This is a genomic window from Psychrobacter sp. PSP, assembly GCF_024085615.1.
GTDB lineage: Bacteria > Pseudomonadota > Gammaproteobacteria > Pseudomonadales > Moraxellaceae > Psychrobacter > Psychrobacter pacificensis.
The window spans coordinates 116,244-142,554 of sequence record NZ_JABLTF010000008.1 but is presented as its reverse complement, the minus strand read 5'-3'; the positions used below and the strand labels follow the sequence as shown (position 1 = coordinate 142,554).

General features: G+C 44.2%; 20 protein-coding genes. 8 read left to right on the top strand and 12 right to left on the bottom strand.

The window, feature by feature from the left end:
* Positions 1 to 57: 57 nt before the first annotated feature.
* Positions 58 to 1,524 carry a protein adenylyltransferase SelO family protein gene (locus HL061_RS02650; protein ID WP_093069874.1) on the bottom strand — a complete coding sequence of 489 codons (1,467 nt, stop codon included), beginning with the start codon at positions 1,522 to 1,524 and terminating at the stop codon, positions 58 to 60.
* Between the two features lie 278 nt (positions 1,525 to 1,802).
* Between HL061_RS02650 and HL061_RS02645 the strand changes: the two genes are divergently transcribed.
* Positions 1,803 to 2,968 (top strand): IS3 family transposase gene (locus HL061_RS02645; protein WP_156770960.1). Its coding sequence is split into 2 segments (ribosomal slippage): positions 1,803 to 2,061 and positions 2,061 to 2,968, totalling 1,167 coding nucleotides; the frame shifts between segments, so codons are not numbered across the junction.
* Between the two features lie 282 nt (positions 2,969 to 3,250).
* Here the strand turns inward: HL061_RS02645 and HL061_RS02640 are convergent.
* Positions 3,251 to 4,429, bottom strand: coding sequence for a fatty acid desaturase (locus HL061_RS02640; RefSeq protein WP_208855954.1), 1,179 nt, complete (start codon positions 4,427 to 4,429; stop codon positions 3,251 to 3,253).
* Between the two features lie 472 nt (positions 4,430 to 4,901).
* Positions 4,902 to 5,630 carry a glycerophosphodiester phosphodiesterase gene (locus HL061_RS02635; RefSeq protein WP_093069879.1) on the bottom strand — a complete coding sequence of 243 codons (729 nt, stop codon included), beginning with the start codon at positions 5,628 to 5,630 and terminating at the stop codon, positions 4,902 to 4,904.
* A 345-nt stretch (positions 5,631 to 5,975) separates the two neighbouring features.
* Between HL061_RS02635 and HL061_RS02630 the strand changes: the two genes are divergently transcribed.
* Positions 5,976 to 6,923 (top strand): hypothetical protein, encoded by a 948-nt coding sequence (locus HL061_RS02630; protein ID WP_186474352.1) that lies wholly within the window; start codon positions 5,976 to 5,978, stop codon positions 6,921 to 6,923.
* Positions 6,924 to 7,068: 145 nt separating this feature from the next.
* On the opposite strand, the gene HL061_RS02625 is transcribed toward HL061_RS02630, so the two are convergent.
* Positions 7,069 to 7,665, bottom strand: a complete 597-nt coding sequence (locus tag HL061_RS02625; RefSeq protein ID WP_093069884.1) for a cob(I)yrinic acid a,c-diamide adenosyltransferase — start codon at positions 7,663 to 7,665, stop codon at positions 7,069 to 7,071.
* 191 nt (positions 7,666 to 7,856) lie between these two features.
* Here HL061_RS02625 and cysS point away from each other — a divergent pair, with 191 nt between their 5' ends.
* The 5 genes from cysS (at position 7,857) to pdxH (ending at position 15,502) form a co-directional block, all read left to right on the top strand.
* Complete coding sequence (gene cysS, locus HL061_RS02620; RefSeq protein ID WP_252962478.1) at positions 7,857 to 9,317, top strand: cysteine--tRNA ligase; 1,461 nt, start codon at positions 7,857 to 7,859, stop codon at positions 9,315 to 9,317.
* A gap of 164 nt (positions 9,318 to 9,481) precedes the next feature.
* Positions 9,482 to 11,446, top strand: a complete 1,965-nt coding sequence (locus HL061_RS02615) for a mechanosensitive ion channel family protein (RefSeq protein ID WP_252962477.1) — start codon at positions 9,482 to 9,484, stop codon at positions 11,444 to 11,446.
* A 259-nt stretch (positions 11,447 to 11,705) separates the two neighbouring features.
* Entirely contained in the window at positions 11,706 to 13,178 is a 1,473-nt protein-coding gene (guaB, locus tag HL061_RS02610) for an IMP dehydrogenase (RefSeq protein WP_186474353.1), read from the top strand.
* Between the two features lie 197 nt (positions 13,179 to 13,375).
* A complete protein-coding gene (glmM, locus tag HL061_RS02605) occupies positions 13,376 to 14,743 on the top strand; it encodes a phosphoglucosamine mutase (protein ID WP_093069892.1) in 1,368 nt (455 codons plus the stop codon).
* A gap of 102 nt (positions 14,744 to 14,845) precedes the next feature.
* A complete protein-coding gene (gene pdxH / locus HL061_RS02600) occupies positions 14,846 to 15,502 on the top strand; it encodes a pyridoxamine 5'-phosphate oxidase (protein WP_201587730.1) in 657 nt (218 codons plus the stop codon).
* 106 nt (positions 15,503 to 15,608) lie between these two features.
* Here pdxH and HL061_RS02595 read toward each other — a convergent pair whose 3' ends face one another.
* The 7 genes from HL061_RS02595 to HL061_RS02565 all read right to left on the bottom strand — a co-directional run bounded on the left by HL061_RS02595 (position 15,609) and on the right by HL061_RS02565 (position 24,098).
* On the bottom strand, positions 15,609 to 16,925 hold the full coding sequence (locus HL061_RS02595; RefSeq protein ID WP_240366359.1) for an HlyD family secretion protein: 1,317 nt from the start codon (positions 16,923 to 16,925) through the stop codon (positions 15,609 to 15,611).
* A gap of 88 nt (positions 16,926 to 17,013) precedes the next feature.
* A complete protein-coding gene (locus HL061_RS02590) occupies positions 17,014 to 18,702 on the bottom strand; it encodes a hypothetical protein (RefSeq protein ID WP_058024515.1) in 1,689 nt (562 codons plus the stop codon).
* Between the two features lie 368 nt (positions 18,703 to 19,070).
* Positions 19,071 to 19,700 (bottom strand): glutathione S-transferase, encoded by a 630-nt coding sequence (locus HL061_RS02585; protein ID WP_071003624.1) that lies wholly within the window; start codon positions 19,698 to 19,700, stop codon positions 19,071 to 19,073.
* A gap of 43 nt (positions 19,701 to 19,743) precedes the next feature.
* Positions 19,744 to 20,421, bottom strand: coding sequence for a type 1 glutamine amidotransferase domain-containing protein (locus HL061_RS02580; RefSeq protein WP_212564440.1), 678 nt, complete (start codon positions 20,419 to 20,421; stop codon positions 19,744 to 19,746).
* A 254-nt stretch (positions 20,422 to 20,675) separates the two neighbouring features.
* Positions 20,676 to 21,725, bottom strand: coding sequence for an NADP-dependent oxidoreductase (locus HL061_RS02575; RefSeq protein ID WP_212564441.1), 1,050 nt, complete (start codon positions 21,723 to 21,725; stop codon positions 20,676 to 20,678).
* Between the two features lie 274 nt (positions 21,726 to 21,999).
* Positions 22,000 to 23,211: an iron-containing alcohol dehydrogenase gene (locus HL061_RS02570; protein WP_212564442.1), complete on the bottom strand. Its 1,212-nt coding sequence runs from the start codon at positions 23,209 to 23,211 to the stop codon at positions 22,000 to 22,002.
* 281 nt (positions 23,212 to 23,492) lie between these two features.
* Positions 23,493 to 24,098, bottom strand: a complete 606-nt coding sequence (locus tag HL061_RS02565; RefSeq protein ID WP_093069911.1) for a TetR/AcrR family transcriptional regulator — start codon at positions 24,096 to 24,098, stop codon at positions 23,493 to 23,495.
* A gap of 348 nt (positions 24,099 to 24,446) precedes the next feature.
* On the opposite strand from HL061_RS02565, the gene HL061_RS02560 reads away from it, so the two are divergent.
* Entirely contained in the window at positions 24,447 to 25,931 is a 1,485-nt protein-coding gene (locus HL061_RS02560) for an aldehyde dehydrogenase family protein (RefSeq protein WP_252962476.1), read from the top strand.
* Between the two features lie 118 nt (positions 25,932 to 26,049).
* Here HL061_RS02560 and HL061_RS02555 read toward each other — a convergent pair whose 3' ends face one another.
* Complete coding sequence (locus HL061_RS02555) at positions 26,050 to 26,295, bottom strand: hypothetical protein (RefSeq protein ID WP_093069915.1); 246 nt, start codon at positions 26,293 to 26,295, stop codon at positions 26,050 to 26,052.
* Positions 26,296 to 26,311: the final 16 nt, after the last annotated feature.

The following is a 26,311-nucleotide window of genomic DNA, read 5'->3' as shown; positions in this document are numbered from 1 at the left end:
TAATTTCATAATATTTCAAAATATTACAGAATTGAAAAGTGTTAAAGCGGGCAACTACTAAGATGAGCAGCTAATAGGCATCTGCGGTGTATCCGGTGCAGGCGCATTAGTATCTAGATCATTAGCGATATCTTGCACGCTGTAAGGATTGTCTAATAAGCGAAACACTCGATCAACTTCTTCAAACTGACCTTGCTCTGCGGCAGTAATCGCACGCTGCGCCATGCTATTACGAAGGACATAGACAGGATTAGTTGTCTGCATACCGTTAACTACCTGCTCAAGTGACAGCTGCTCGATCTGTGCCAGATAACGTGTTGACCAGTCTTGCCATACTTGCTGCGCATCACCGCTTAATTCGGTGGTCATGGTAACCAGTAGCTTTTGCTCATAAGGATGATCTGCTGGTGCGACCAAACCGAGTAGGGCGCGGAAACTATTGGTATAGTCGAGCAAATTGTCTTCTAATAGTGTCAACCATTCAAAGGCCAAGCTGAGGTTTTCTCTTTGATGCGGTAGGCCAAGCTTGCGGCACAGACCTTGCTGATAATGCTGCATAAAGGTTGCTTCATAAGGCGCTAAACACTCAGCGAGCGTCTCACGAGTAACGCCTTCTAGGCGCATAAAGTGTGGCAGCCAAACGTTTAGGTTCCAATGCCCGATAGCAGGTTGATTCTGATAAGCGTAGCGACCCGTATGGTCTGAGTGATTATTAATCCATGCAGGATTGAAGCGCTCCATAAAGCCAAACGGCCCAAAGTCCAAAGTACTGCCTGTGATAGATAAGTTATCTGTGTTCATCACACCGTGAGCAAAGCCAATCAATTGCCAATCAGCAATCATACGGGCCGTACGTTCAACCACTGCGGTCAAGAAAGCTAAGACAGGCGTTTCGCTATCGCGGCACTCTGGATAGTAAGTGTCAATCATATAGTCAGTGAACTCACCCAGTACATCAGGGGCAAAGCTGGCAATCCATTCGACATGACCGAGACGAATATGACTATCAGCCACACGCATCAACGCTGCACCTGCTTCGATACGCTCACGGCGTACTCTCGTATCAGATACCACAAACCCCAAAGCGTTAGACGAGGGGATGCCAAGCTGCGTCAATGCATGACCGCAAAGGTATTCGCGAATAGTACTACGTAAGACTGCGCGTCCATCACCCATGCGCGAGTAGGGCGTCAAACCAGCACCTTTAAGATGCAAGTCTTGTGGCTGTCCATCAACATCGAGTACCTGCGCCATCAATAAACCGCGTCCGTCGCCCAATTGCCCAGCCCACTGTCCAAACTGGTGACCGGCATAGGCCATCGATAATGGTTTGAAATCAGCTGGCACGTATTGACCGCCCAATATCTCAACCCAATTGGTCATCAGGTCCTCGTCGTTTGCCCAACCTAACTGCTGTGCAACTTGAGTGTTGAAGTGACCGACACGAGGATTGTCTAGTGGCGTCGGTGGCTGCTCATGATAAAGGCGCGTGTCTAGGTTGACGTAAGTGTTTTGATAACGCATACAGGCCGTTTCCATTAAAATATAAAAGTGAGAATGTCACTATAGCATAGCTCTCATATGGCATCGTTGCACTCTGTCCGTCTCTTGTAATATCTAGCCAAAAAATAAAACTAGCTACTTTGGGTGAGCTGAGTTTAGTGGATTATAGTCGAACCACTATTAAAGTGTTACAGCGTTAGACTCGTTTAGCCTACTACTGTAGTACTTGCACTCTGATGTATGCTGAAAAAAACGGACAAAAATATTTGGTAAACTTGTAATCTAAACAGGAGTTTACCATGAGTAAGAAAAGAGTAGAATACAGCGACACCTTCAAAGCCGAAGCCATCGCCAAAATCAAAGAAAATAACGGCAACATCAGTCAAACGGCTAAGGAGCTAGGGATACCCATGAACACACTAGCGAACTGGCACAGGAAAGCAGAAAGCGGCGTACTTGCAGGCACACAAAACTATAACCCTGAACTCATAGCCGCCTTGGATGAAATCAAAGACCTTAAAAAACAACTAAAAATCGCTCAAGAAGAACGAGAAATTCTAAAAAAGGCAACGGCGTACTTTGCCAAGAACCAGTAGCCAAGTACGCCTTTATGCAAGAGAATCGATTAAAATACTGCATACAACGTATGGCGACCCTATTTGAAGTCAGCCTATCAGGCTACTATGACTGGCTAAAGCGAGGCATCAGCAAGCGAAAACAGCACCACAACCGCTGTGAATTACTGGTCAAATCCGCTCACATGGATACCAAAGAAAGCTACGGTCATGAACGCTTACATCAGCATTTAACTAACCAAGGACATGACATCAGCCTTTACATGGTGCGACAAATTAAGCAAGAACATAGTATTTACTGCAAGCGTCACAAGCGATTTAAAACGACTACTGACTCAAATCACAACAAGCCTGTTTATCCAAACTTGCTAGAACAGCAATTTGACGTGGTAGCACCCAATATTGCCTGGGTCAGCGATATAACGTATATCTGGACCAATGAAGGCTGGTTATATCTAGCAGCGGTCAAAGACTTGTATAGCAAAGAAATCGTGGGCTATGCCCTAAATAAACGCATGACCTCTGATTTAGTATGCCAAGCGTTAAACAATGCCATCAAGTATAAACGACCCGCTAAAGGGCTTATCGTGCATTCTGATAGGGGTAGCCAATATTGCAGTTATCAGTACCGCCAAATCATTCAAAAGCATGGCTTAGCTGGCTCTATGAGCCGAAAAGGCAATTGCTACGATAATGCCCCGATTGAGAGTTTCTGGGGTCAGCTAAAAAATGAGCTGATTTACCACAAGGTCTATGAAACTCGTCAGCAAGCCATCGCTGATGTTACAAGATATATTGAGATTTTTTACAACCGTCAACGGATACAAAAAGGGTTAGGATTTAAGTCGCCTGCTCAAGTATTCCAAGACTTTTACCGTCAGGCTGCCTGATGAAATCTACCAAGTGTTTTTCTCCGTTGTTGACAGCAGAGGTCACTCGTCTGCCTTGTACCACTTTTAGTATTGATTGACTATAGTTGGTTACTGTCTCTAGGTTGGAGGTTGCAACGATTGAGCCTATATATTTCATCATTTACTACGAGGATAAGATTATTAAAAGTAGAGGTAGTGACATAAACCATAAATTATAAATTATAAACAAAAAAATCCCCCTATCTAGGGCAGATAGAGGGAAGGAGAAACCTGACAATTACGATAGCTTATAAAAACCAGTTAGGCGGCTTTTTTGCTGATACCAATAGAGCGAAAAGCATTTTTCAAGTTATTGTTATGCTCAAGAATTTTTTGCTCAATCTTAGCATAATCATGCTTCAATTTATCATCAGCCTCGTGCAAGCGATCAGCGAACTCTGTCTTTTTAAGTTCAATTGTTTTTGCTTTTAGCGCTTGCCACTCTTCAACTGTCTGCGTAAAGGCATCATATTCAAACTTAATGCGATCTTGGAAGCTCTTCATCGCATGAGTTAAGTCAATACCGCCACCAGTCGCGGTATCGATTTTCTGCTGAGCTGCTTTAAATTGCATTTGAACTTCGGCATGCTTGATGGTCGTATCATCGACCGTGCGCAGATCAGAGGTCAACCCAAGTTTTGATAAGCCAGCAATCAACCATTTGGTTGGATCATACTGCCACCATTTTACGCCATTACGATAGTCGTACTGGAAGAAGTGATGGTAGTTGTGATAACCCTCACCCCATGTAAATATCGCTAAAATGAAGTTATCACGAGCAGTATTGGTATCGGTATAAGGACGGCTACCAAACATATGACATAATGAGTTAATGAAGAAAGTAAAGTGATGCGTCAATACCAAGCGCAGCAAACCTGCCAACACAAGCGTGCCCCAAACATCACCCAACAACCAACCAACAGCCGCGACCAAACCAACGTTGGTGGCTAGTACCCATAGGCCATAATATTTATGCTGTATCTGTAGGACTTTGTCTTTGGTCAAGTCAGGAATGTTTTTGTAGTCAAAGTTGCCGCTAGGATAGTTACGTAGCATCCAGCCGATATGGCTGAACCAGAACCCACGTTTTGCTGAGTACGGATCGTCCATTACATCATCGACATGACGATGATGAACACGGTGACCTGAAACCCAGTCAAATGCAGACCCTTGTACCGCTAGGGTAGCTCCTAGCAATAAAAAGTTTTTGACGATTGGATGCGCTTTGTAAGCACGGTGCGCCAACAGGCGATGATAACCGGCGGTGATGCTAATGCCAGTCCATACCATAAAGGCACCAAATACACCCCAGACAGGAGCGCTTACATCATGAGTAAACAAATACCATGGTGTAATGATAGCAGCAGCAATCGGCGTCGTTACCAAAAAAGTCGCTGGAATCCAGTTGATTGGCGCTTTTGTAAATTCAAACTCACGCATATCAATGCTTTGCTCTTTTGTCAGAACATCCGTTTGCTCAGAAGCGTTAGCGTAGTTGCGTTTTGCCGTAGGCTGCTCGTCAAGAGCCATTTGCGCTTTCTTTTCATCAAAACGAGTCTTGAAACGCGTGACTTGAGTGCTGGCGTTCTTTACAAAGGTATCGCCAGATTTGATAGCGAAACGTAAGCCTTTAAGCGGTAAGCCAAGTGCTTTTTTTGCAATCATATAATATCCCTAACGGTATTAATTTAAGTCCCCATAGTACCTGAAAAATCATATAAAGTGAACACTTATACACTATAAAAATATTGCTAAATAACAATAACTTGTATGAATTATAGACTGTATGAGTCAAAAATGCCGATAACTTGTCAGGCATTAAGGGGAAGTGTAAGTAACGCTATAGATATGTAGGGACTGTAAGGGTGAAAAAAGAGATTTATCTAAAAGTGAAAAAATATGGATAGACAGTTCAAGGTAATAATAAATGACGTGGAAAGTCAGTAATAATCACGTCGGTATTCCAGCTTATAAGCTGTTCAATCGTATGGACATCATTGACCGTCCAAGCGCTCACGGGTAGCCCATAACGGTGACTATGTTTGATAATGTCTTGGGTTAAAAGCGGATAATGAATACCCAATTGAACGCAGCCAAGCTGTAGGGCAGTGTATGTCGCTTTTGCCAAGGCAGCTGGCGTGCGAATCAATAATCCTCGCGGTATGCGAGATAATAGTCTGTGGCGTTGCAACCGATTATGCAGCTCCACATCAAAGCTGGTCAGCACCACTGGTAAGCTGGCAAGCGGTGTATCGATAAGCTCTTGCGCCAGTGCATTTATCAATACTGCATAATTGGTTCGATTGTGCGTTTTAATCTCAAGCTCAATCACCCTAAATCCTCTCAGTACAGGCGCTATATTGGCTAAAGTCATGATTGGCTGCCCGAATTGTAAGCGGCACTGAATCTCTGTGAGCCCGAGCTGATCAATACGCGACTGTTGACCGCACATACGCTCCAAATCATCGTCATGGAACACAATCAAGTGACCATCGGCATTCAGTTGAATATCAAATTCAACCCCTGCCAAGCCTTGTGAGGTTAGATTTTGAGAATACTTAAAACCTGAAAAGGTATTCTCTAAACTCTCTCCGCGAGCGCCACGATGACCTAATAAACGCGTGTTTTTAAAATTTACCATATCACATGACTACTGACTGATTTTACGACTCATCATATATTGTCATGACATCAACGTCTAATAGAATTTGTGGCGTGACCAATATACTTTGCGTCTGATGTTTCTCTAGTATTTGTTATGTTTTTGCAACCAAACGCAGGTTTTACCCATAATGAGGGGCGCTATTTGTATATCCATGGGCTACACTAATGACCATTTCAACCAAACACCGTATAATGATGTGGTTTTCAAATCTATCGCAGACCGTTAATGACACCATTGTTTTATAAGTCTGCCATGCAGTTTGAGTGTTAAATATTGTCCATCAGTGGCGGTAAGAACCAGTAAATTGGGAGTGAAGTAAATATGAGCGTAGCAAATATAAGTTTGAGCAAGTGGCATAAAGTGGCTGGAATCGGAATAGTATGTGGTTTGGCGCTTGCAGGCTGTGATCGCTCAGAGAAAGAAGATACTGCCGATACGGCAGAGATGACGGAACAAGAGCCAGTAGCGACCGAAAGTGCCGTCGCTCCTGCTATCAATTGTGATGACCCGATGGTACAAGACCGTCTCAAATCTGCTTTAAAAAATACACTCAACCAACAGGCACAAGCATTGGCTGCTAATTATGCCAATGATGCCGAGATTAGTCTAGAAAGCGGCGTTGTCACTGAAAAAATCAATGGCGTGGTTATCGATGTACAAAACGCTGCCATACTACAAAAAGCCAATGACAATGGTATGACAACGTGCCAAGCAAGTGTCAGCATGACATTGCCAAGTGAAGACTTGTATCAAGCCAGTCAAGTGCAAGCGGCTAACAATCAGCCAAGCCTGCAATCTCGTTTGGCGCAAGACAATATCCGTATCAATAACAATATGCTCGTTGATGACGCCTTTACTTACGTTGTCGGTACTCAAGGCGGGCAAGTGCGCACGCGTATTGCTGGACAGCCAGCGTTGATTACTGTGGTTTCAGATGTGATGGCAGGCTCTGTGTTGAAATCTGCGATGGATGAGGAGCGTGCTGAGCGACGTGCAGCAGCCCAAAGCAGTAACAATAATACTCAAGCAGCACCCGCTCGTCAGCAGCCTAGAACCATCACGCCAGTTGAGCCAATTCGTCCTACTGAACCTGCGACGCCGCCAACCATCAATAAACCGACCAGCAACCAAAACAGCTCGACAGAAAACAATCAAGCAGCGGCTACTACTGAGACCAAAAAACCAGTAACGCCAGCGACGCCAAAATCAGTGCCGAAAGATGAAACCATCGATATGGTCATCATTGAAGATGATAGCGCTACTTACTAATTTGCAATTTTATGAGTAGTTAGCAACTGGTAGTCGATAGATATTGCTAAGTAATAAAAACCCCGTAACATGAGTGCTGCGGGTTTTTTTATATTCGAAAAATCAACCTAGGTCAGAGGGTGCTAGCAATATTAGGTTTGATTCATTAGCGATTGTCAGCGAAGTTTTGCAAGACTTGACTGTCCCATAGTACTTCAGAGACTTGTTCGGGATCTGTACAAAAGCGCGCGGCGACAAACAACCAATCAGATAAACGATTGATAAAGCTGATGGCAGTGCGGCGTATGGCTGCTGGGCGCTGCTCCTGCAATAACACAGCTTGGCGCTCAGCTCGGCGACACACACTACGTGCTACATGCAACTGGCTCACCAGTACAGAGCCTGTGGGTAAAATAAAGTCTTTTAGTGGTGGCAGCGTGGTATTCATCATATCGATTTGTTGCTCTAGCCACTCGATATGGGTGGCATTGACGCCCTCATATTCTGGCATGGCAAGCTCACCGCCGATATTGAACAATAGATGCTGAATAATAACTAAGGCTTGAGAAAAATCCTTACTAATCGATTGGCCTTTGTTTCTTTGTAGTTGAGCACGCACCAGTCCGATATGTGAGTTGAGCTCGTCGATATCACCCATGACACCGAACAGATTGTCAGCTTTACTGAATCGACTGCCATCAGCCATACCCGTGCTGCCATCATCTCCAGTACGCGTGTATATTTTGCTTAATCGATTGCCCATCTTTATATCCTTAACGGTTTTTATGATTGAATGGTGGTAGTTGCCTGCTCATTGTAGTATTTTACGCCTGTTTTCGCTAAGATAATGGGTTACGTTAAAATTATAATCATATCATCGGTACGGCTTGCTTACTTGCTACGGCTGATATTTTCAATCTATTTATTTTATTTATGCTAAAAGGCTCTTTTATTATGACCACACCACTTGCAGATGCGATGTCTCAACTTGCTATTTATGACTCACTGACTGGCGGCAAGCGTCCGTTTGAACCGCTCAAAGCAGGGAAAGTGGGTATGTATGTGTGTGGTATGACCGTCTATGACTATTGTCATATCGGGCACGCTCGAATGATGATCGGGTTTGATATGGTGGTACGTTGGCTCACCCAATTGGGTTATGATGTCAATTACGTACGCAATATCACTGATATCGATGACAAAATTATTGCGCGCGCCGCTGAAAATGGCGAAGAGATTGGGGCGTTGACCCAGCGCTTTATTACAGCGATGCATGAGGATTTTGCAGCCCTTGGCTGCTTAGTACCTGATGCTGAGCCGCGCGCGACTGATCATATCGATGATATGCAAACCATGATTGAGACGCTGGTCACAGGTGACTATGCGTATGCAGGCGACAATGGCGATGTCTACTATGCTGTTGATAGTTTTGCGAATTATGGCAAATTGTCTAAGCGCAATCTTGATGAGATGCAGGCAGGTTCACGTGTCGATGTCGAAAACGATAAGCGCAACCCATTTGACTTTGTGCTTTGGAAAGCGGCGAAACCTGATGAGCCGCAATGGGCGTCACCTTGGGGGCAGGGGCGTCCGGGTTGGCATATTGAATGCTCGGCCATGTCGACCAAGTGCTTGGGCAATACCTTTGATATTCATGGCGGCGGTCACGACTTGCAGTTCCCGCATCATGAGAATGAAATTGCCCAGTCTGAGGCAGCGACGGGTTGCGAGTACGCGCGTAACTGGATGCACGTCGGGTTTATCAATGTTGACGGCGAAAAAATGTCCAAGTCGTTGGCTAATTTCTCAACCATTCGCGATGTTATAGCAAAATACTTGCCTGAAACGGTGCGTTTTTTCTTATTATCTAGCCATTATCGTAGCCAAGTTAATTTCTCTGATAGCGCATTAGATGAAGCTCATAATAGCCTAAGCAGATTATATAATGCGTTAAAACTGGCTGAACAGCAAAAAGGGCAGACAATCGTAATCGATGACAACTTGACGAGCGAAGCTTATCGTACGGCTGCTGGACAAGATTTTATTAAAGCCATGAATGATGACTTCAATAGCTCAACAGCGATTAGTGTTTTATTTGGTCTGGCACGCGACATCAATAAAGCCATCAAAGCTGAAGAAGTCGAGACAGCATGGCAGTTGGCACAGCAATTAAAAGCACTGGCACAGGTGTTGAATATCTTACAACAACCTGTGCAGCAGTTTTTGCAAGCGGTGATTGGTGATAAAGCAGAAGATGGTTTGACTGATGCGGCTATTGACGGATTGATCGTCGAGCGTGCCGATGCCAAAACCAACAAAAACTTTGCGCGTGCTGATGAAATACGCGAGCGGCTAAAAGAGGCTGGTATTGAGCTTGAAGACAGCCGCGCTGGTACAACATGGCGCCGCGCATAGATATATAGACGCTGTGCATCAGATTACATACGCATGCTAATAAATTAAGTCAGCTCACGCTGGCTTTTTTTTGCAGAGTGCATTAGGTTAAAGCATACCGAATGCACTTTTTATATCCATTCCTTTTATATCCGTTCCTTTTGTAGACCAGTGGCTTTGAAAATATGAATACTCTTAAAAATAGTAATGCTGATGATCGTGGCATAGCAATGGATATTGACGGTGGTCACCGCCGCGATGTAGAGCGTAATAATATCCGCTACAATGCACTGCAGGTAGTTTTAGGGTTTCTTATTATAGCCATCAGCGCTATCTATATACCTGCCAGTGCAGCAAATGAGGAAGGCCGCTCACAAGTCGCTAGCAAACCTGACAATTTGGCTGAGTACGCTGTCCAACAAATAAATACAATCAAAGACGAAAATATTAGCGTCTCTGGTATTACCGAAGAGATATTTGATCCCACTGAGCGTAGCGCAGTACAGCAAGCAGGGACGTTGCAAGGTGATGTGGGACTGACAGGGGAGTATAGCGAGAATTACTACTTACTCAACAAGCTCAATGTCGGGTTACCACCATTAGCTGAGCCACCAAATTTGGCGACGCCGCTTGCGACTTTGGGGTTTTTTCAATCTGCGGTGATGAAGCAGCAGTATGATTTGGCCGCTTATGCACTCAATATGAATCTGATTGATGAGAAAAACCAGCGTACCCGTTCGCTTGATTTGACCAAGCAGCTTGATTTTTTACTATCTGAAAAAGAGCTATACGTATTTGATGATATGCCCGATCGTCCTGATGGTCTGATTGAACCACCATTGGGTAACGATAGTAGTGTCATGGGTATCCCTAGACGCTCTATCCAGCTGGGTTATATCGAGTACCGAGAACGTCGTGTTCCTGTTTACTTGGAGCGGGTAAGGGTAGGTGATCAGGCGCCAGTTTGGATGTTCTCTGCGCAGACAGTGGGTAATATTGAAAATCTTTATAAACAATATCATCCATCGGAGTTTGAGCGTTATCTACCTACTTGGTTAAAATTCCAGTTTTTTGGTATTGCCTTATGGGAGTTTTCAGCGCTCATCCTGTTTTTCTTATTTACCATGGGCGTAGGTTGGATACTAAGTAAAAGCACGGAAAAACTCATCAGCCGTTATGTTGATAATGAAAAATACAACATCTCTGCTGGCAGTGCCAATGGCGTGGCAGATTTGGCCAATAAGCTAACCGTGCCTTTGACCTTTACCATCAGTTTTTCGCTCGTTTTTACCTTAGTTTCTGGTGGTTTTCCTTATCTAGATGCAGTGGCTTCATCAACCCGTCCGCTGATTTGGACGGGGTTGGTATTTAGTGCGATGTGGCTAGGCATTCGTACTATTAATTTTTTTGCCAATCGTTACCAAGACATGCAGATTGAAAACCTAGGAGAAGAGCATTTTGATAAAGTGCGCCGTCGTCGCACTTATGTGTCGATATTCCGCCGCGTTTTCATTTTTGTCATGATATTGGGTAGTATCTGGATAGGACTGAGTGAGTTTGCCAACATGGAAGGTCTTGGCAAAACCTTACTGACTTCAGCTGGTATTGCTGGCGTGGTTATTGGTATCGCCGCTCAGCCTATATTGGGTAACATCATTGCTGGGGTGCAGGTGGCAGTGACGCAGCCTGTACGGATTGGCGATAGCGTGATAATGGATGGTAATTTCAGCACTGTGGAAGACTTGCGTTACACTTATGCGGTACTCAAAACATGGGATGAGCGTCGATTAATTGTGCCGATGCGCCAGTTGATCACTGAAAGGGTAGAGAACTGGTCACATACAGAAGTGCATCAGACCTGTCCTGTGTTTTTATACATTGATTATGGTGCAGATATAAAGGCCATTCGCCAGCAGTTTATCTCAGTAACTAAAGATAATGAGCTTTGGGACAATGAAACTGAGCCCGAAATATTTGTTGTTGAAGTGACAGAAAACACCATTCAGCTGCGCGGTGCTGTTTCAGCAGTAGGTCCCATAGAAGCATGGACGCTTGCTTGCGAAGTGCGTGAGCAGATGCTTGGCTACTTGCATCAGCAGCAAAACAAGTATTTGCCGACAGAGCGTTTTACGTTAACAGAAAGTCTGTAACGTTCAAGGAGAGCTATTCGCTATAAAAAAGCGTCATTAAACATATAGTGTATGTTTATTATCGCTGAAGACGTATTTGTGTAAAATAATCTGACAAATATAGTATGTCAGAGAGGTGCTTATTTGTTATAATGTGGCGTTATTTTTATAGGATAACTGAGTGGTTAGCCATGTGTCAGCACTGTGTATGCAGTTGCAATAATTGATATGCCTAACTCTGAGCTCCTACCCATCAAAATAACCACCACTAGGGGTCTGTATGTTGCGAATTGTCGATGAAGCCTTAACCTTTGATGACGTTTTATTATTGCCAGCCTATTCTGAAGTTCTGCCAAAAACTGCCGATCTGTCTACCCGTTTGACCAAAAACATCACGCTAAACCTTCCGCTGATCTCTGCTGCTATGGATACCGTCACTGAGTCTGAAATGGCGATCACGATGGCTCAGCTTGGTGGTATGGGTATCTTGCATAAGAGCATGGACATCGAAAAGCAGGCCACACAAGTACGCCGCGTCAAAAAGTTTGAAGCGGGTACGGTTGTTGACCCAATCACCGTACATCCAGAGATGACGATTGGTGAATTGCTACGCTTGACGCAAGACAATAATATCTCAGGCGTACCTGTGGTCGAAAAGGGTACAGACAACGTAGTAGGTATCGTGACTCACAGAGATTGGCGTTTTGAGACCAACTTGTCATTGCCAGTTAGTCAGATCATGACACCAAAAGAGCAGTTGGTCACCGTACATGAAGGTGAGAGCAACGAGAATATCAAAAAATTGCTACATGAGCATCGCATCGAAAAAGTCATCGTTATCGACGACAACTTCCGCTTACGTGGTTTAATTACGGTCAATGATTTTGCCAAAGCCGAAAACAATCCAAATGCGTGTAAAGACGAGAAAGGTCGTCTGCGTGTTGGTGCAGCGGTTGGTACAGGTGCAGACACGCAAGCACGCGTCGAAGCATTAATCGCTGCTGATGTTGATGTGATCGTAGTGGATACGGCGCATGGTCACTCAAAAGGCGTAATTGAAAAAGTCTCTTGGATCAAGAAAAACTATCCGCATGTTCAAGTTATCGGTGGCAACATCGCAACAGGCGAAGCGGCACTTGCACTACGTGATGCTGGCGCTGATGCGGTAAAAGTCGGTATCGGCCCTGGATCTATCTGTACCACGCGTATCATTGCCGGTATTGGTGTACCACAAATATCAGCTATTGATAATGTTGCTAGCGCATTAAAAGACAGCATCCCATTAATCGCTGATGGCGGTATCCGCTACTCAGGTGACATGGCAAAAGCGATTGCGGCTGGTGCATCGTGCATTATGGTAGGCTCACTAATGGCTGGTACGGAAGAGGCACCAGGTGAAGTTGAGCTGTTCCAAGGCCGTTATTACAAAGCTTACCGCGGTATGGGTAGTCTGGGTGCAATGTCTGGATCAAACGGCTCATCGGATCGTTATTTCCAAGATGCCAAAGATGGCGTAGAGAAGCTCGTACCAGAAGGTATTGAAGGCCGCGTTCCTTATAAAGGACCTGTCGCTGGTATTGTCAACCAATTGGCTGGTGGCTTACGCTCATCAATGGGCTATACAGGCTCTGCGACTATCGAAGATATGCGCACCAACCCACAGTTTATCAAAGTCACATCAGCAGGCATGAAAGAGTCGCATGTTCATGATGTACAGATCACGAAAGAAGCGCCGAACTACCGTGTAAACTAATCGGTATTTTATAGCTCTGCACTGTTTGAGAACTGGCCCAGTTGCAGAGCTGTAGTGACGTTAAGATACAAACAGTCAACAATGCTTTGTTATTGTTGGCTGTTTTTTTTGTAGAATATAAAAGCATATTATTACAATAGCAGTATTGCCTGCGCATACGCTTGGCCTTTTATTTTTAGACTTGAGGAATATAAATAATGAGTTACTTTGGCACTGATGGTATCCGTGGAAAATTTGGTGAATTGCCTATTACCCCTGACTTTATTTTAAAACTGGGTTATGCGACTGGACAGGTGCTCATAGAAGCCAACGAAAATTCTACGCGCAAACCAAGTGTGGTCATCGGCAAAGATACTCGTCTCTCAGGTTATGTCATTGAAGGTGCTCTGCAAGCAGGTTTTAACGGGGCTGGCGTCGATGTTTATATGCTTGGTCCATTACCGACGCCAGCGATTGCACATTTGACTCGCAGTTTTAATGCCGATGCGGGTGTGGTTATCTCAGCGTCACATAATCCTTATTATGATAACGGTATCAAGTTCTTCTCAGGTAGTGGCAAAAAAATCAGTGATGAGATGCAGATAGCAATTAATGACAGATTAACGGCAATCATGAGTGATGCTAATGGTAACAATGCCACGATGCCTATCCTTGACCCTGCAAACCTAGGCAAAAACCGCCGAATTGACGATGCAAAAGGTCGATACATTGAATTTTGCAAAGGCAGCTTCCCATATCAGTATGATCTTAGCCATCTGACCGTCGTGGTTGATTGTGCCAATGGTGCAGGCTATAGCGTCGCACCTAGAGTCATGCGGGAGCTTGGTGCTAGTGTTATCGCTATCAATAACACTCCAGACGGCATCAATATCAATGCTGAATGTGGCTCTACTCATCCTGAAGGTCTGCAAAAAGCGGTGCTTGAGCATGAAGCAGATGTTGGTATCGCATTAGATGGTGACGGCGATCGCATTGTGATGGTTGATGAGACAGGTAAGCTGGTTGATGGTGACGGTATCTTATATGTGCTCGCGACCCAAGGACTCACCAAAGCGCAAGGCGTCGTTGGTACGCTTATGAGTAATATGGGATTAGAGTTGGCATTAAAGGCGGCTGACATTGATTTTACTCGTGCAAAAGTAGGCGACCGCTATGTCATGCAAGACTTGGAGGCCAATGGTTGGATACTGGGCGGTGAGCCATCTGGACATATTCTGTGCCTGGACAAAAGCCGTACAGGCGATGCGATCATAGCAGGGTTGCAAGTATTGGCTGTGATGCAAGCGCAAGGACGTGCACTGAGTGAGCTGGTCGAAGGGTTTGACGTACTACCACAGAAGCTGGTCAATGTACGTCTGTCTCAGATGCAAGACCCATACAAGCATGAAGAACTGGTCGCCGCTTTTGACAAAGCACAGACGACTTTAGAAGGTCGTGGTCGTCTTCTTATTCGCCAATCAGGTACAGAGCCTGTGATTCGAGTCATGGTTGAGTCTGATGATGAGATAGAGTGTGATGTGATGGCAAATGATTTGGCTGATCATATCAAGTCGGTATTAGGTTAATAGTATTCAACGCTTAATATTCAAAGCTTAATATTCAAAGCTTAGCACTCAAGATTACAATGTTGAAATGTCATAATTTTATAATAAGGAATGATCATGAGCATGGACTTTACCGACCAACGCCTTTCATATGAAAAAGGCGCGCTTGATCAACAGTCAGTACCAGCGTCACCATTTGAGCTATTTAAGGCTTGGATGGATGAGGCAATAGCGCAAAAAGTGCAAGAACCTTATGCTATGAGTTTGGCAACTTGCGGTGCAGACAATAAGCCTAGCGTCCGTATCGTGTTACTGCGTGAAATTACGGATACAGGTATTATTTTTTATACCAATTATGACAGCGCGAAAGGACAGGACGTTGCAGCAAACCCCAATGCTGAAGCGCTGTTTTTTTGGCATGAGCTGGAGCGCCAAGTTCGTATTAGTGGTCGTATTGCTAAAATTGACGCTGAAAAATCTGCTGCCTATTTTCAAAAACGTCCACATGATAGCCAAATAGGTGCTTGGGTCAGTCAACCGCAAAGTGGTGAAGTCACCAATCGTGAGGTGATGGAGCAAACGTTCGAGCAACTTCAGGCCAAATATCCAGAAAACACCACAGTGCCAACGCCAGCGTTTTGGGGTGGGTATGAAATTACGGTTGAAAAAATCGAGTTCTGGCAAGGTCGTGCCAACCGTATGCATGACCGCATCGTATATACGCAAGATGGTGATAGCCAAAGCGCTGAAAGCTGGACGACCAAGCGTCTACTACCATAGTGTTTGGCTGATTTTGAAATCCTAGCTCATTTAAAAATATAAAAAAGCCACTCTATATCCAGTCTCTCGGGTATTTAGAGTGGCTTTTTTATATCAGTTATTTGCTTTATTTGGCATTGGTATCGACATCCACAGAGACGGACATACCAGGACGCAAGCGTGCAAGCTCAGGTTGGTGCGGATCCAAGTCGATACGTACTGGGATGCGCTGCGCAATTTTTATATAGTTACCTGTCGCAGGATTGGCGGCACCTGCACTAAACTCACTGCCAGTGGCTGGTGAGATGTTGCTCACATGACCTGTGAATTTGGCACCGCCAAGCGCATCCACATGAATAGTAGCTGGTTCGCCGATTGCCATACTGGCTATTTGGGTTTCCTTAAAGTTTGCGATAATCCAAATGCCTTTTGGTACGATATACATGAGCTGGGTGCCCGCGCTAACGTACTGACCTTCTTTGACACTGATTTGGCTCAGCTGACCGGACTCAGGTGCTGTGATGATCGTATTATCGAGATTAATTTGTGCTTGCTTCACACCTGCCTCAGCACTTTTGATATTTGCGTCCAGCGAGGGTTGGGTGCCACTGGTTTTGGCGAGGTTTTGTTGCGCGGCTTGTAAATTGGCTTCAGCCTGTTGCACGCTTGCCTGTGCTTGAGCCAGCTTTGCTTTGATATGAGCCACTTCTGCTTTTGATACCGCACCGATAGCATCTAAGCCCTGATAGCGATTGACGTCTTCACGAGCGCTCTCGACATTGATTTTGGCGCTATATAAGTCTGCTTTGCGTGCTTCGATTTGTGCTTGGCTAGATTGCGTGTCTTGAACATTGGTAGAGCGACTGGTGACCGCCACTTCAGTATTGGCCTCAGCTTGTTCAAGTTGCTGTTGAAACGTTCGATCATCTATTTTTATCAGTAGATCGCCCGCTTTTACATCAGCAAAATCCTGCACCGCCACTTCGGTGACATAGCCGGAAACTTGCGGACTAATAATAGTGGTTTGACCTTTGACAAAGGCGTTATTGGTTTGTTGCACCGTAGGCGTAAATGGTGGCAGTTTCCAAGCATATAAAATTAAGGCCGCACCAATGACAATCAGCGCAATCAATAATCCCAAATTTAGATAGGATTTTTTCTTGGGAGACCAGCCAGCCGTATTTGATATCGGCTCTTTTGGCGGCATAGGCGTTTCATTATCATCGTCTTGATTTTCTATAGAGCCTTCTACAGAGTTATCCTCACGCACGCTATCAGGCGTATCAGTAGCTGCTTGTATCTCGGATGTATCCGTTTTCTTTTGCGTAGCGCTTGTAGCGGTCTCTACTGGAGCCGTAGCAGACTCTGTACGTGTGTCTGTTGCTGGAGCATCAGTTGACGTCTGAGGTATTTTATTAAGCTCATTTGGTTTTTCTTGGCTCATGACATGCTCCTAAATGTTAATAAGCAGATATCTGATGGGTCTGACTATAAATAAATATGATAAAAAATCACTAAGATAATAAGTTGAATTATTTTGTTTCGCGCATCTTGGCGATGACGGCGAGCTCTTTGGCCAGTGGATTGCGCTTGTGGTAGCGGTTATAAAGATAATTGAGCAGCAAAATAATCGTAACGGCAGTAGCAAGACAGGCCATCAGAAAAAACAGGTCGCTGTATGCTGCGACCGTTGCTTGGCGCTGAATGCCTTGCAGTACTTGGCTAACTGCACCGATATTTGCTTGGGCCGCGTCAGTGGTCTGATTCGACAACATGTTACGAGTGCCTGCCACCTGGGCGCTAAATGCAGGATCGCCCAAATTCAAAGAGCTGACCATATCTGCATAATGCATTTGTGTACGAATGGTCGTAAATGCCTGAATGGCTGCCGCACCTGCCAGTCCGCCAACTGTTTGGGAGATGCCAAAAATCACTGAAAAACTAATAATATACGCAGGGCCACTGCCAATAGCCCGCAAAAACCCTTCAAAAACCAAAGGCCCCATGAAATACACCGCGGCAAAGGCAATCAAAAACTGGCTGAGATAAAACGTATAGGGTGCTGAATTAATAGACACACCAACATCCATCCAAGACCCTAAGGCAATCAATGCCACGGCAAAAATAACAGGTCGGCGCAAATCCATCGCATTGGTACTAAAAATACTAATAATCAAAGCCAGTGCACTGGCGGCTATAATAACAGCATAAAAAGTAACCAGCTGATCGTTACCGTAGCCGAGGTTAGCGAGCAATCCTGCCGCTCCGACGTTTTGCTCAGATAGCAAAATCCGCATAACAGCGCCCGTCACCATGAAGGCAATAATATTGCGGCTACGCATCCAGCGCACTTGTAGCATCGGATTTTTGCGATGCGTCTCAATCCATAACGCGATGCTAATCCCGACGATAGCAATCATCAGTGGATAGACGAGCCAAGGTGTCGTCCACCATAAAATTCGACCTTGTACCAAAACGACAGCCAATGCAGCCAGACCACTAGCAAAAAAACCAAAGCTTACAAAATCCAATTTCTCAAATACTTTTTCTGTATTCCCTGGTGGTAGCTCTAATATATTAATCAGCCCAAAACAAATCAGCGCCAGACCAAATTGAAATAAAAATAAGTTTTCAAGCTGACCGTCGATGGCGAGGTAGGGCGAGATGACACGTGATAATGGAATACCAAACTGTACCAGACCAAATCCCAATATCAGACCACTAGTACGTTTGACGGTTGGCATACCCTGAAGACAATAAAACAAGCCCAATACGGTCATACCACTTGCCACCATACCACTAAGTCCCCTAGCGACAATCTCTAAATAATAGGGCTCAATGCTAATATTAGGTGTGTCTAACAAGTGACTGCTGATCAGCCACTGTAGACTGGTGGCGGCTAACAAAAATGACAGGGTGATTTTGCTAAAAAGCGACATGCCAAATTGCTGACGAATTTTGTACAGCAGAACGGTGATACAGGCATTGGTCATATTATAACTGACCGATATCCAACCACCTTCAGCTGGCGTTAAGCCTAGCTGACCCTGAATTTGCGTCAGGTTGGCGACAAGTAGACCATTTTGGAAGCTGGCTGTGAGACCCACAAAAATCCCAATGAGCAAATAAAATACTTTACGGCGTGCCGGATGGTCAGGATTGGCTGGAGAGCCTACCATTATTGGCTGTTCGTGGGGCTTAAACTGGTATTCGTTACTCATGGGCGTACCACAATCTATATAAGGAAATAGAGTGAAATAGGACAGATGCCAGGCGGGGAGTCAGGTCAGTGCAGTTAGCATTTATAGCGTGAAACGCCAGTCAACTCACTGATGGTATCTGAAAGATAACCCAGAAAATTCAGAAAGGATTTTATCATAAATTTTATCGTGCTTTTGTCATCGACACGTAATTGATGGATGGTGCTGAGCAATTTATTTGCTCTACAGCTTAATTTTCTTATGTAACATTGATGACTATAATTCGATGGTTATTCATGCAATCGTAAAATAAAGCACGCATAAAAAACAGCTCTATACAGAGCTGTTTGTGTGTATCGGAAAATTGGTCTGTCAATTATGATGCAATGCTAAACAGATTGATCGTACTTAGCCTCTAGCTGCATAGCGCGCTGATAGCTATCAAGACGAGCCAGCTGTTCGGCATACTGTCTGATATTTGGATACGCGTCAAGCTTTTGGCGCTTAGCAAGAATGATTAAGTCAAATGACAGCATAAAATCAGCACCACTTAGTTTATCACCCACAATGAACGACTTACCTTCAACCGAAGCATCCAGATATTCAAACAATCTGGTTTTTTCTCTATCGATATAGCCATTCAAAAACTCATTGTCATCAATGCCTGCTTTTTTGGTAAATAGTTCAAGCATTAATGGCAACATCAGCGAGCTTTCTGCAAAGTCAATCCACTGTAGATAATACCCATAGTCCGAGCTGTCTGTCGCAGGACGTAGACGCTCGGGCGCAAATCGCTCAATCAGTAACTCAGTAATGGCCCCTGATTCAGCATAAATTTGGCCGTCCATCTCGATAACTGGAGATTTACCGAGTGGATGCACCGCTTTTAAAGAATCCGGTGCCAAATGAGTTTTGGCATCACGTTGGTAACTAACAACTTCGTAGGGCACACCTAGCTCTTCTAAAAGCCAAAGCGTACGTAATGAACGTGATTGATTAAGATGATGTAAGCGAATCATAATATCGACCTTAGGCATGGCTTGATTTATCGGTTTCTGAGTCCTAACCTTTTAGCTTGGCAACAAGGCGCGTAGCCGCTTCTTCTGAAGATGCTGGGTTTTGACCAGTGATCAATAAACCATCTTCCACGACAAACGATTCCCAATCGGCCGCTTTTTCGTAGTTACCACCATTAGCTTTTAATACGTCTTCTACTAGGAACGGTACTACGTCTGTTAGACCAACGGCATCTTCTTCTGAGTTGGTAAAGCCTGTGACTGTTTTGCCTTTTACTAAGTACTCGCCATCAACTTTCACGTTTTTAAGCGCGCCAGGTGCATGACAAACAAACGCGACAGGCTTATCTTGCTTAACAAAAGACTCAATCAGATTGATAGAGTTTTTGTCTACTGCCAAATCCCATAATGGGCCGTGACCGCCAGGGTAGAAAACTGAATCAAAATCTTCCGCTTTCATATCAGCAAGTTTTTTGGTATTAGCCAAATGTTCTTGAGCGTCTTTGTCTTCTTTGAAGCGCTTAGTATCTTTGGTTTGCGCGTCTTCTGTGTCACTACTAGGATCTAGTGGTGGTTGACCGCCAGCAGGCGAGGCCAAGGTTACGTTGACGCCTGCATCAAGAAATGCATAGTAGGGAGCTGCAAATTCTTCTAGCCAAAATCCTGTCTTTTTACCAGTATCGCCTAGACGGTCGTGTGAGGTTAGTACCATTAAAATATTCATGATTATCCTTATTTATTGTTTATATGTGAGTAAAGCAAATTATTGACAGCCACATTTTTATTGATAGGGGATTCATTCAAATGAAAAGCCAGATGACCAAAACGTTATCAGTATAATAAGTGGTGACCGCTAATATTATTCCTGCTTCAGACGTAACTTTCAGTAGTGATTTTAGCAAGTTGTGTTGTTAAGTTGTTGTTAACAATAGTTATTACCTATCGTCAATTATTTAACAGTCAATTATTTAACATAAGTTACTGAACGTCAGAGACCTTAACCACTGTTTTACCAAAGTTATCACCGTTTAACATACCGACAAAGGCTTCTGGTGCATTGTCTAAACCATCAGCGATGTATTCTTTGGTTTTGACGTCGCCTGACTCTACCCATTTGCTCATGGTTTCTAAGAACTCTGGGAAGTGGTCGCCATACTCTTCAAAGATAATGAAGCCTCTGACCGTGAGACGCTGACGGAGAATGAGTCCCATCAATTGACCTAGGCGGTCTTTGCCATCAGGTAGATCGGTTGCATTGTATTGTGAGACCAGACCGCATACGGGAATACGAGCATGATCATTTAATAATGGCATGACCGCATCAAACACGTGCCCACCGACGTTTTCATAATAGATATCGATACCATCTGGGCAGGCCGCTTTTAATTGCTCAGCAAAGTCATCGGCTCTGTGGTCGATACAGACGTCAAAGCCAAGCTCGTTGACCGCGAAATCGCATTTCTCTTTCCCGCCTGCTACACCAACAGTGCGAAGACCATATTGATTACCCACTTGACCGACCGTAGCACCGACAGGTCCAGTGGCTGCAGCGACAACTAACGTTTCGCCTTTTTGTGGTTTGCCGATATCAGTCAGACCCATGTAACCAGTGAAGCCGGGCATACCTAACACACCTAAACCATAAGAAGGGTTTGCCATGTTTTCGTCCAGTTTCAGGACGCCTTCGCCATCACTGACACTGTAGTCCTGCCAGCCGGAATTTGATATGACCAAATCACCGACAGCAAATTTATCGATATTAGACTCAACCACTTGCGCGACTGTGCCACCCATGATGACGTCACCGACTGCTAATGGGTCAGCGTAGCTTTTTGCATCGCTCATACGTCCACGCATATATGGGTCTAATGACAGATATACTGTGCGTAATAACATCTCGTTATCGTTTGGCGTTGGGATGTCGCTGGTTGTCAGATCAAAGTTGTCAGCGGTTGGCTCGCCGTTCGGGCGACTGGCAAGTTTGATTTGACGGTTGGTTTGTTGATGCTGCTCTTTATCGAAGCTCATAGTAGGACTCCTTTATATTTATTCATTGTCATTATTATAGAGGTATTAGATGTAGTAACTACTCAGTATTGAATTGAATATAGTCGAACCACTATTAAAGTGTTACAGCGTTAGACTCGTTTAGCCTACTACTGTAGTACTTGCACTCGTCTGCCTTGTACCACTTTTAATATTGATTGACTACAACTACTATAAATAGCATAACGTTATGTAGTTATTGTTACTGTCGCGATTTTTCTTATAATTCTTCTGACAGTTCTTGCTATATCGCTTATTAAGACGCTTTGCTAGTTACAGCACGCTGTAAGATACGACGTGAGACGTCCAAATCGTTTTTGCCGTGCTCACCAAGTTCGACCATGTTATGTGCATCGAGTTGCTTGATAATTGGATCAATCGCTGACTCAGTCAAATCGACGTCTTCTAGGCTCACTGGCAAGCCAAGTTCGCGGAAGAAGTTTTCAGTATAGACAATGGCCGTTTCGATGATGGCATCGTCGTCTTGGTCAGTATCAGTGATGTTCCATACGTTACGAGCATACTGGAGTAGTTTTTCTTTTTTGCTTTCTTTTAGCTCACGCATGACTGATGGCAAGACGATGGTCAAGGTACGTGCATGATCGATAGCGTGCAAAGACGTAAGCTCATGACCGACCATATGGGTTGTCCAGTCTTGTGGCACACCAGTACCGATCAGGCCGTTCAATGCCATCGTCGCTGTCCACATAATGTTCTTACGTGTTTCTAGGTTCTCTGGATCTTGCTTAACCACTAGGCCTTCATCGATAAGGATTTTGAGCAAGCTTTCAGCAAAAGCGTCTTGAACCTTGGCATTGACTGGATAAGTCAGATACTGTTCCATCACATGGACAAAGGCATCAGCAACGCCGTTCATAACCTGACGTTCAGGTAATGTAAGGGTTTTTACTGGATCTAGGATTGAGAATTTAGGGAAGGCCAGTGGGTTACCAAATGGTAGTTTTGCTTGACGTTCGCTATAGTTAATCACGCCGCCTGAGTTCATCTCAGAACCCGTTGCTGGGATGGTCAATACCGCACCTAGGTCAATAGCAGAATCGATGTTCTTGCAATAGCCCGTTAGCGCGTCCCAAGCTTGATCACGTGAGACCGTACCATCTTCTTCAGTTAATGAAGATACGAGTGCCACAAATTTACTGCCATCAATCACAGAACCACCGCCGACTGCTAATAAGAAGTCGATGTTTTGCTCATTCACCATATCGGCTGCTTTTAATAGTGTGGTGAATTCTGGGTTAGCTTCGATACCACCAAATTCAAATACAGTACGGTTACCGCTTGCCGCTAATGCAGTTTTTACTTCATCTAAAGTACCAGTACGCTGTGCTGAACCACCACCATAAGTAATAAGTACGCGAGCATCGGTAGGGACTAGGTCTGATAGTTGTTCGATTTGACCTTCACCAAAAACGATGCGGACTGGATTGTAATATTGAAAGTTATTCATAAAATTCCTAATGTTGATAAAAATGGTTCCGTCAAATATGTTGACGTTAAACAATGAGTGGTAAGCAATGCTTATTTTATATTTGCTCTAAATGCTTGATGCGCATTGTACACCAATTAGACCAGTCGTCTAGTTATTGTTTATAAATGATTACAAAACTCTCATACAACGTTTTTATCAAGCATTGGGTTTTAAATAACAATATGATGTGTGGACGCAAACATAAGCCCCCAATTTAGGGGGCTCTAATACCGAAAACGTTACTGTTTATTATCTTATTATCAACGTCCCATCTGAGTCGTCGTCATTTGCCAAATTTCCGCTAGGGGCGTATTCGTTTGGCTGATCTTAGCCATTAGGCTGGCACCAAGCCACGCGAAATACCAACGTTTGGCCATACTCTCAGCTGATATATTATCGTGACGAGGTACAGACCCATCTATCCAGCCTGCCTTGATCTGCTCGGCGAGCCACATGGTCGTTTGTTGATAGCCGGTATCAAGTGCTTTACGCATGGTTTCTGATATATCAGCCACTTCTGCGCTTAGCTTCACTACCAAGCATTTGTCGTGATCACAGCCGTTCTGCTGGGTGTCGTACCAGTTTTGGAAGTAATCATATAGCTTTTGCTGGGCGCTCAAATTTTGTGCATCGATGATATCAAGACGAGCTTTATATAAGCTGAAGTAATGATTGATGATGGCCTCACCAAAGGCTTCTTTTGAGGCAAAATAATGATAAAAAGAGCCTTTAGGCACGCCAGCTGTATCTAAGATTTGTTTGAGGCCGACAGCGGTAAAGCCTTTTTTGGCTATTAATTGGTAACCAGTGGCAAGCAAATGAGCTTTGGTATCGGGTGTGGTGCTAGTGTCTGTGATATTAGACATAAATAGAATTTTCTCCCTTGATAATCGTAGTAATAGGGTCGTCAGGTTTCATTTGAGCGTCATGTCGATGGCATATTCTAATGCTATATATTTATATGTGTTACGTTTTATCGACAATATTGGCTGAAAAAACAGTCCTGTTTTACTAATATCTATGGTAGCATTAGACCAGTCGTCTATCAAGGTAGGTTTTGTTCTTATCAGTTATCATAAATTTTCGATTTTAATTTATGTCAATTTGTGATTTAACCATAACTGTGAGTATCTTACCTATAAGACAGCTTCAACTATTTTATTCAAAGTACTGAAAATAAATTTTTATATAACAAAGCAAAAATAAGGATAATTATGTCAAGCAATGATAATAACAGTAATGCCTATAGCGATTTTCATTTGCAATTCATTGGCGGTGAATGGCAAAAAGGTAAAGATGATAGCATTAATACTGATACTAATCCCTACAATGGCGATACGATTGTAGAAATTCAGCAAGCGACTAAAGACCAGCTTGATGAAGCATACGATGCTGCCGACCAAGCGCAAGCCAAATGGGCAAAAACGACGCCAGCTGAGCGTGCAGCTGTTATGTATAAGGTAGTCAGTATCCTAGATCAGCGCCAAGATGAAATCGTCGATTGGCTGATTAAAGAATCAGGTAGTACGCGCATCAAGGCTATGGTCGAATTCAGTTCAGCCCGTGCCATCACGCTTGAAGCAGCGTCTTTTCCTAACCGCGTACACGGTGAGATTCGTCCCTCTAACACTCCTGGCAAAGAAAACTTTATTTATCGCGAGCCCATCGGAGTGGTAGCAGTCATTAGCCCATGGAACTTTCCGCTGCATTTAACCCAGCGTTCTATCGCACCAGCCCTAGCACTCGGTAACGCAGTGGTGCTCAAGCCTGCGAGCGACACACCCATCACTGGCGGTTTGTTACTGGCAAAAGTATTTGAAGAAGCGGGTCTGCCAAAAGGTTTATTAAACGTCGTGGTCGGCTCCGGTAGTGAGATAGGCGATGCCATCGTCGAGCACAAAGCGCCAAGCTTAGTATCATTTACAGGCTCAACCTCAGTAGGCCAGCACATCGGTGAGCTAGCAAATGGCGGTGAGTATATCAAACAAGTCGCGCTTGAGCTGGGTGGTAACAGTCCATTTGTGGTACTCAAGGATGCTGACATTGAGCAAGCAGTCAAAGCCGCTGCTTTTGGTAAATTCTTGCATCAAGGCCAAATCTGTATCGCGATCAATAGGGTTATCGTGGAAGACGAGATATATGATGACTTTGTAGAGCGTTTCTTGGCCCATGTCAAAACATTGAATGTCGGTGATCCTAATAAGCAAGATACGGCTGTTGGCCCTATCATCAACGAAAAACAACTCAAATCGCTCAAAGAGAAAATCGCTAAAGCGCAGGAGGAAGGCGCGAAAATGATACTCAGTGGTGAGATTGAAGGCCAAGTCGTACCGCCGCATATCTTTACTGAAGTCACTCGCGAGATGGATCTATCCTGTAATGAAGTGTTTGGACCCTTGGTTGGTATCATTCGTGCTAAAGACGAAGATGATGCATTATCAATCGCCAATGACTCTATGTATGGCCTATCTAGTGCGGTATTCACTGCTGATATGCAAAAAGGCCTGCGTTTCGCTCGTGGTATCAGAGCTGGTATGACCCATATCAATGACATCTCAGTGAACGACGAAAGTAACACGCCATTTGGTGGTGAGAAAAACTCAGGTATCGGTCGCTTTAATGGTGAATGGGTACTAGAAGAGTTCACCAGAACACATTGGATTTCAATGCAAAACGAGCCACGTCAGTATCCGTTCTAATAGCATTGCACTACGATAAATAATAAAAAAAGACCGCTTCGATAGCGGTCTTTTTTTGTGATGTTCGATGGTTGTGCTTGAACCTACTTATATGACAATTAGCCTATAGTCTAGTCATCTATCTAGCATGAAAACCCAATAACCCTTCAATCTCTTCGATAGTCATACGTCTGACCAGCGCTTGCTCTTCAACTGACAAGCGATTGGTATGCTCTTTTATCATGGTATGGATGCTCCGAGATATCTCAGAGGTGGTGGCATAATACATTTGTGGCTGCTCTTTTGTCAGTCTCATCAAAAAACGATTGATAAGTTTACGTTTTTCATCCGATTTGTTCTCTTCAGCGATATTTTTTTCAGTCATGGTATTCTCCTAGAGG

Excerpts from the sequence above, each read along its gene's own strand:
- HL061_RS02650 (WP_093069874.1), bottom strand. The coding sequence starts at position 1,524 with ATGCGTTATCAAAACACTTACGTCAACCTAGACACGCGCCTTTATCAT.
- HL061_RS02640 (WP_208855954.1), bottom strand. The coding sequence starts at position 4,429 with ATGCGTGAGTTTGAATTTACAAAAGCGCCAATCAACTGGATTCCAGCG.
- HL061_RS02635 (WP_093069879.1), bottom strand. The coding sequence starts at position 5,630 with ATGGTAAATTTTAAAAACACGCGTTTATTAGGTCATCGTGGCGCTCGC.
- HL061_RS02630 (WP_186474352.1), top strand. The coding sequence starts at position 5,976 with ATGAGCGTAGCAAATATAAGTTTGAGCAAGTGGCATAAAGTGGCTGGA.
- HL061_RS02625 (WP_093069884.1), bottom strand. The coding sequence starts at position 7,665 with ATGGGCAATCGATTAAGCAAAATATACACGCGTACTGGAGATGATGGC.
- cysS (WP_252962478.1), top strand. The coding sequence starts at position 7,857 with ATGACCACACCACTTGCAGATGCGATGTCTCAACTTGCTATTTATGAC.
- HL061_RS02615 (WP_252962477.1), top strand. The coding sequence starts at position 9,482 with ATGAATACTCTTAAAAATAGTAATGCTGATGATCGTGGCATAGCAATG.
- guaB (WP_186474353.1), top strand. The coding sequence starts at position 11,706 with ATGTTGCGAATTGTCGATGAAGCCTTAACCTTTGATGACGTTTTATTA.
- glmM (WP_093069892.1), top strand. The coding sequence starts at position 13,376 with ATGAGTTACTTTGGCACTGATGGTATCCGTGGAAAATTTGGTGAATTG.
- pdxH (WP_201587730.1), top strand. The coding sequence starts at position 14,846 with ATGGACTTTACCGACCAACGCCTTTCATATGAAAAAGGCGCGCTTGAT.
- HL061_RS02595 (WP_240366359.1), bottom strand. The coding sequence starts at position 16,925 with ATGAGCCAAGAAAAACCAAATGAGCTTAATAAAATACCTCAGACGTCA.
- HL061_RS02590 (WP_058024515.1), bottom strand. The coding sequence starts at position 18,702 with ATGAGTAACGAATACCAGTTTAAGCCCCACGAACAGCCAATAATGGTA.
- HL061_RS02585 (WP_071003624.1), bottom strand. The coding sequence starts at position 19,700 with ATGATTCGCTTACATCATCTTAATCAATCACGTTCATTACGTACGCTT.
- HL061_RS02580 (WP_212564440.1), bottom strand. The coding sequence starts at position 20,421 with ATGAATATTTTAATGGTACTAACCTCACACGACCGTCTAGGCGATACT.
- HL061_RS02575 (WP_212564441.1), bottom strand. The coding sequence starts at position 21,725 with ATGAGCTTCGATAAAGAGCAGCATCAACAAACCAACCGTCAAATCAAA.
- HL061_RS02570 (WP_212564442.1), bottom strand. The coding sequence starts at position 23,211 with ATGAATAACTTTCAATATTACAATCCAGTCCGCATCGTTTTTGGTGAA.
- HL061_RS02565 (WP_093069911.1), bottom strand. The coding sequence starts at position 24,098 with ATGTCTAATATCACAGACACTAGCACCACACCCGATACCAAAGCTCAT.
- HL061_RS02560 (WP_252962476.1), top strand. The coding sequence starts at position 24,447 with ATGTCAAGCAATGATAATAACAGTAATGCCTATAGCGATTTTCATTTG.
- HL061_RS02555 (WP_093069915.1), bottom strand. The coding sequence starts at position 26,295 with ATGACTGAAAAAAATATCGCTGAAGAGAACAAATCGGATGAAAAACGT.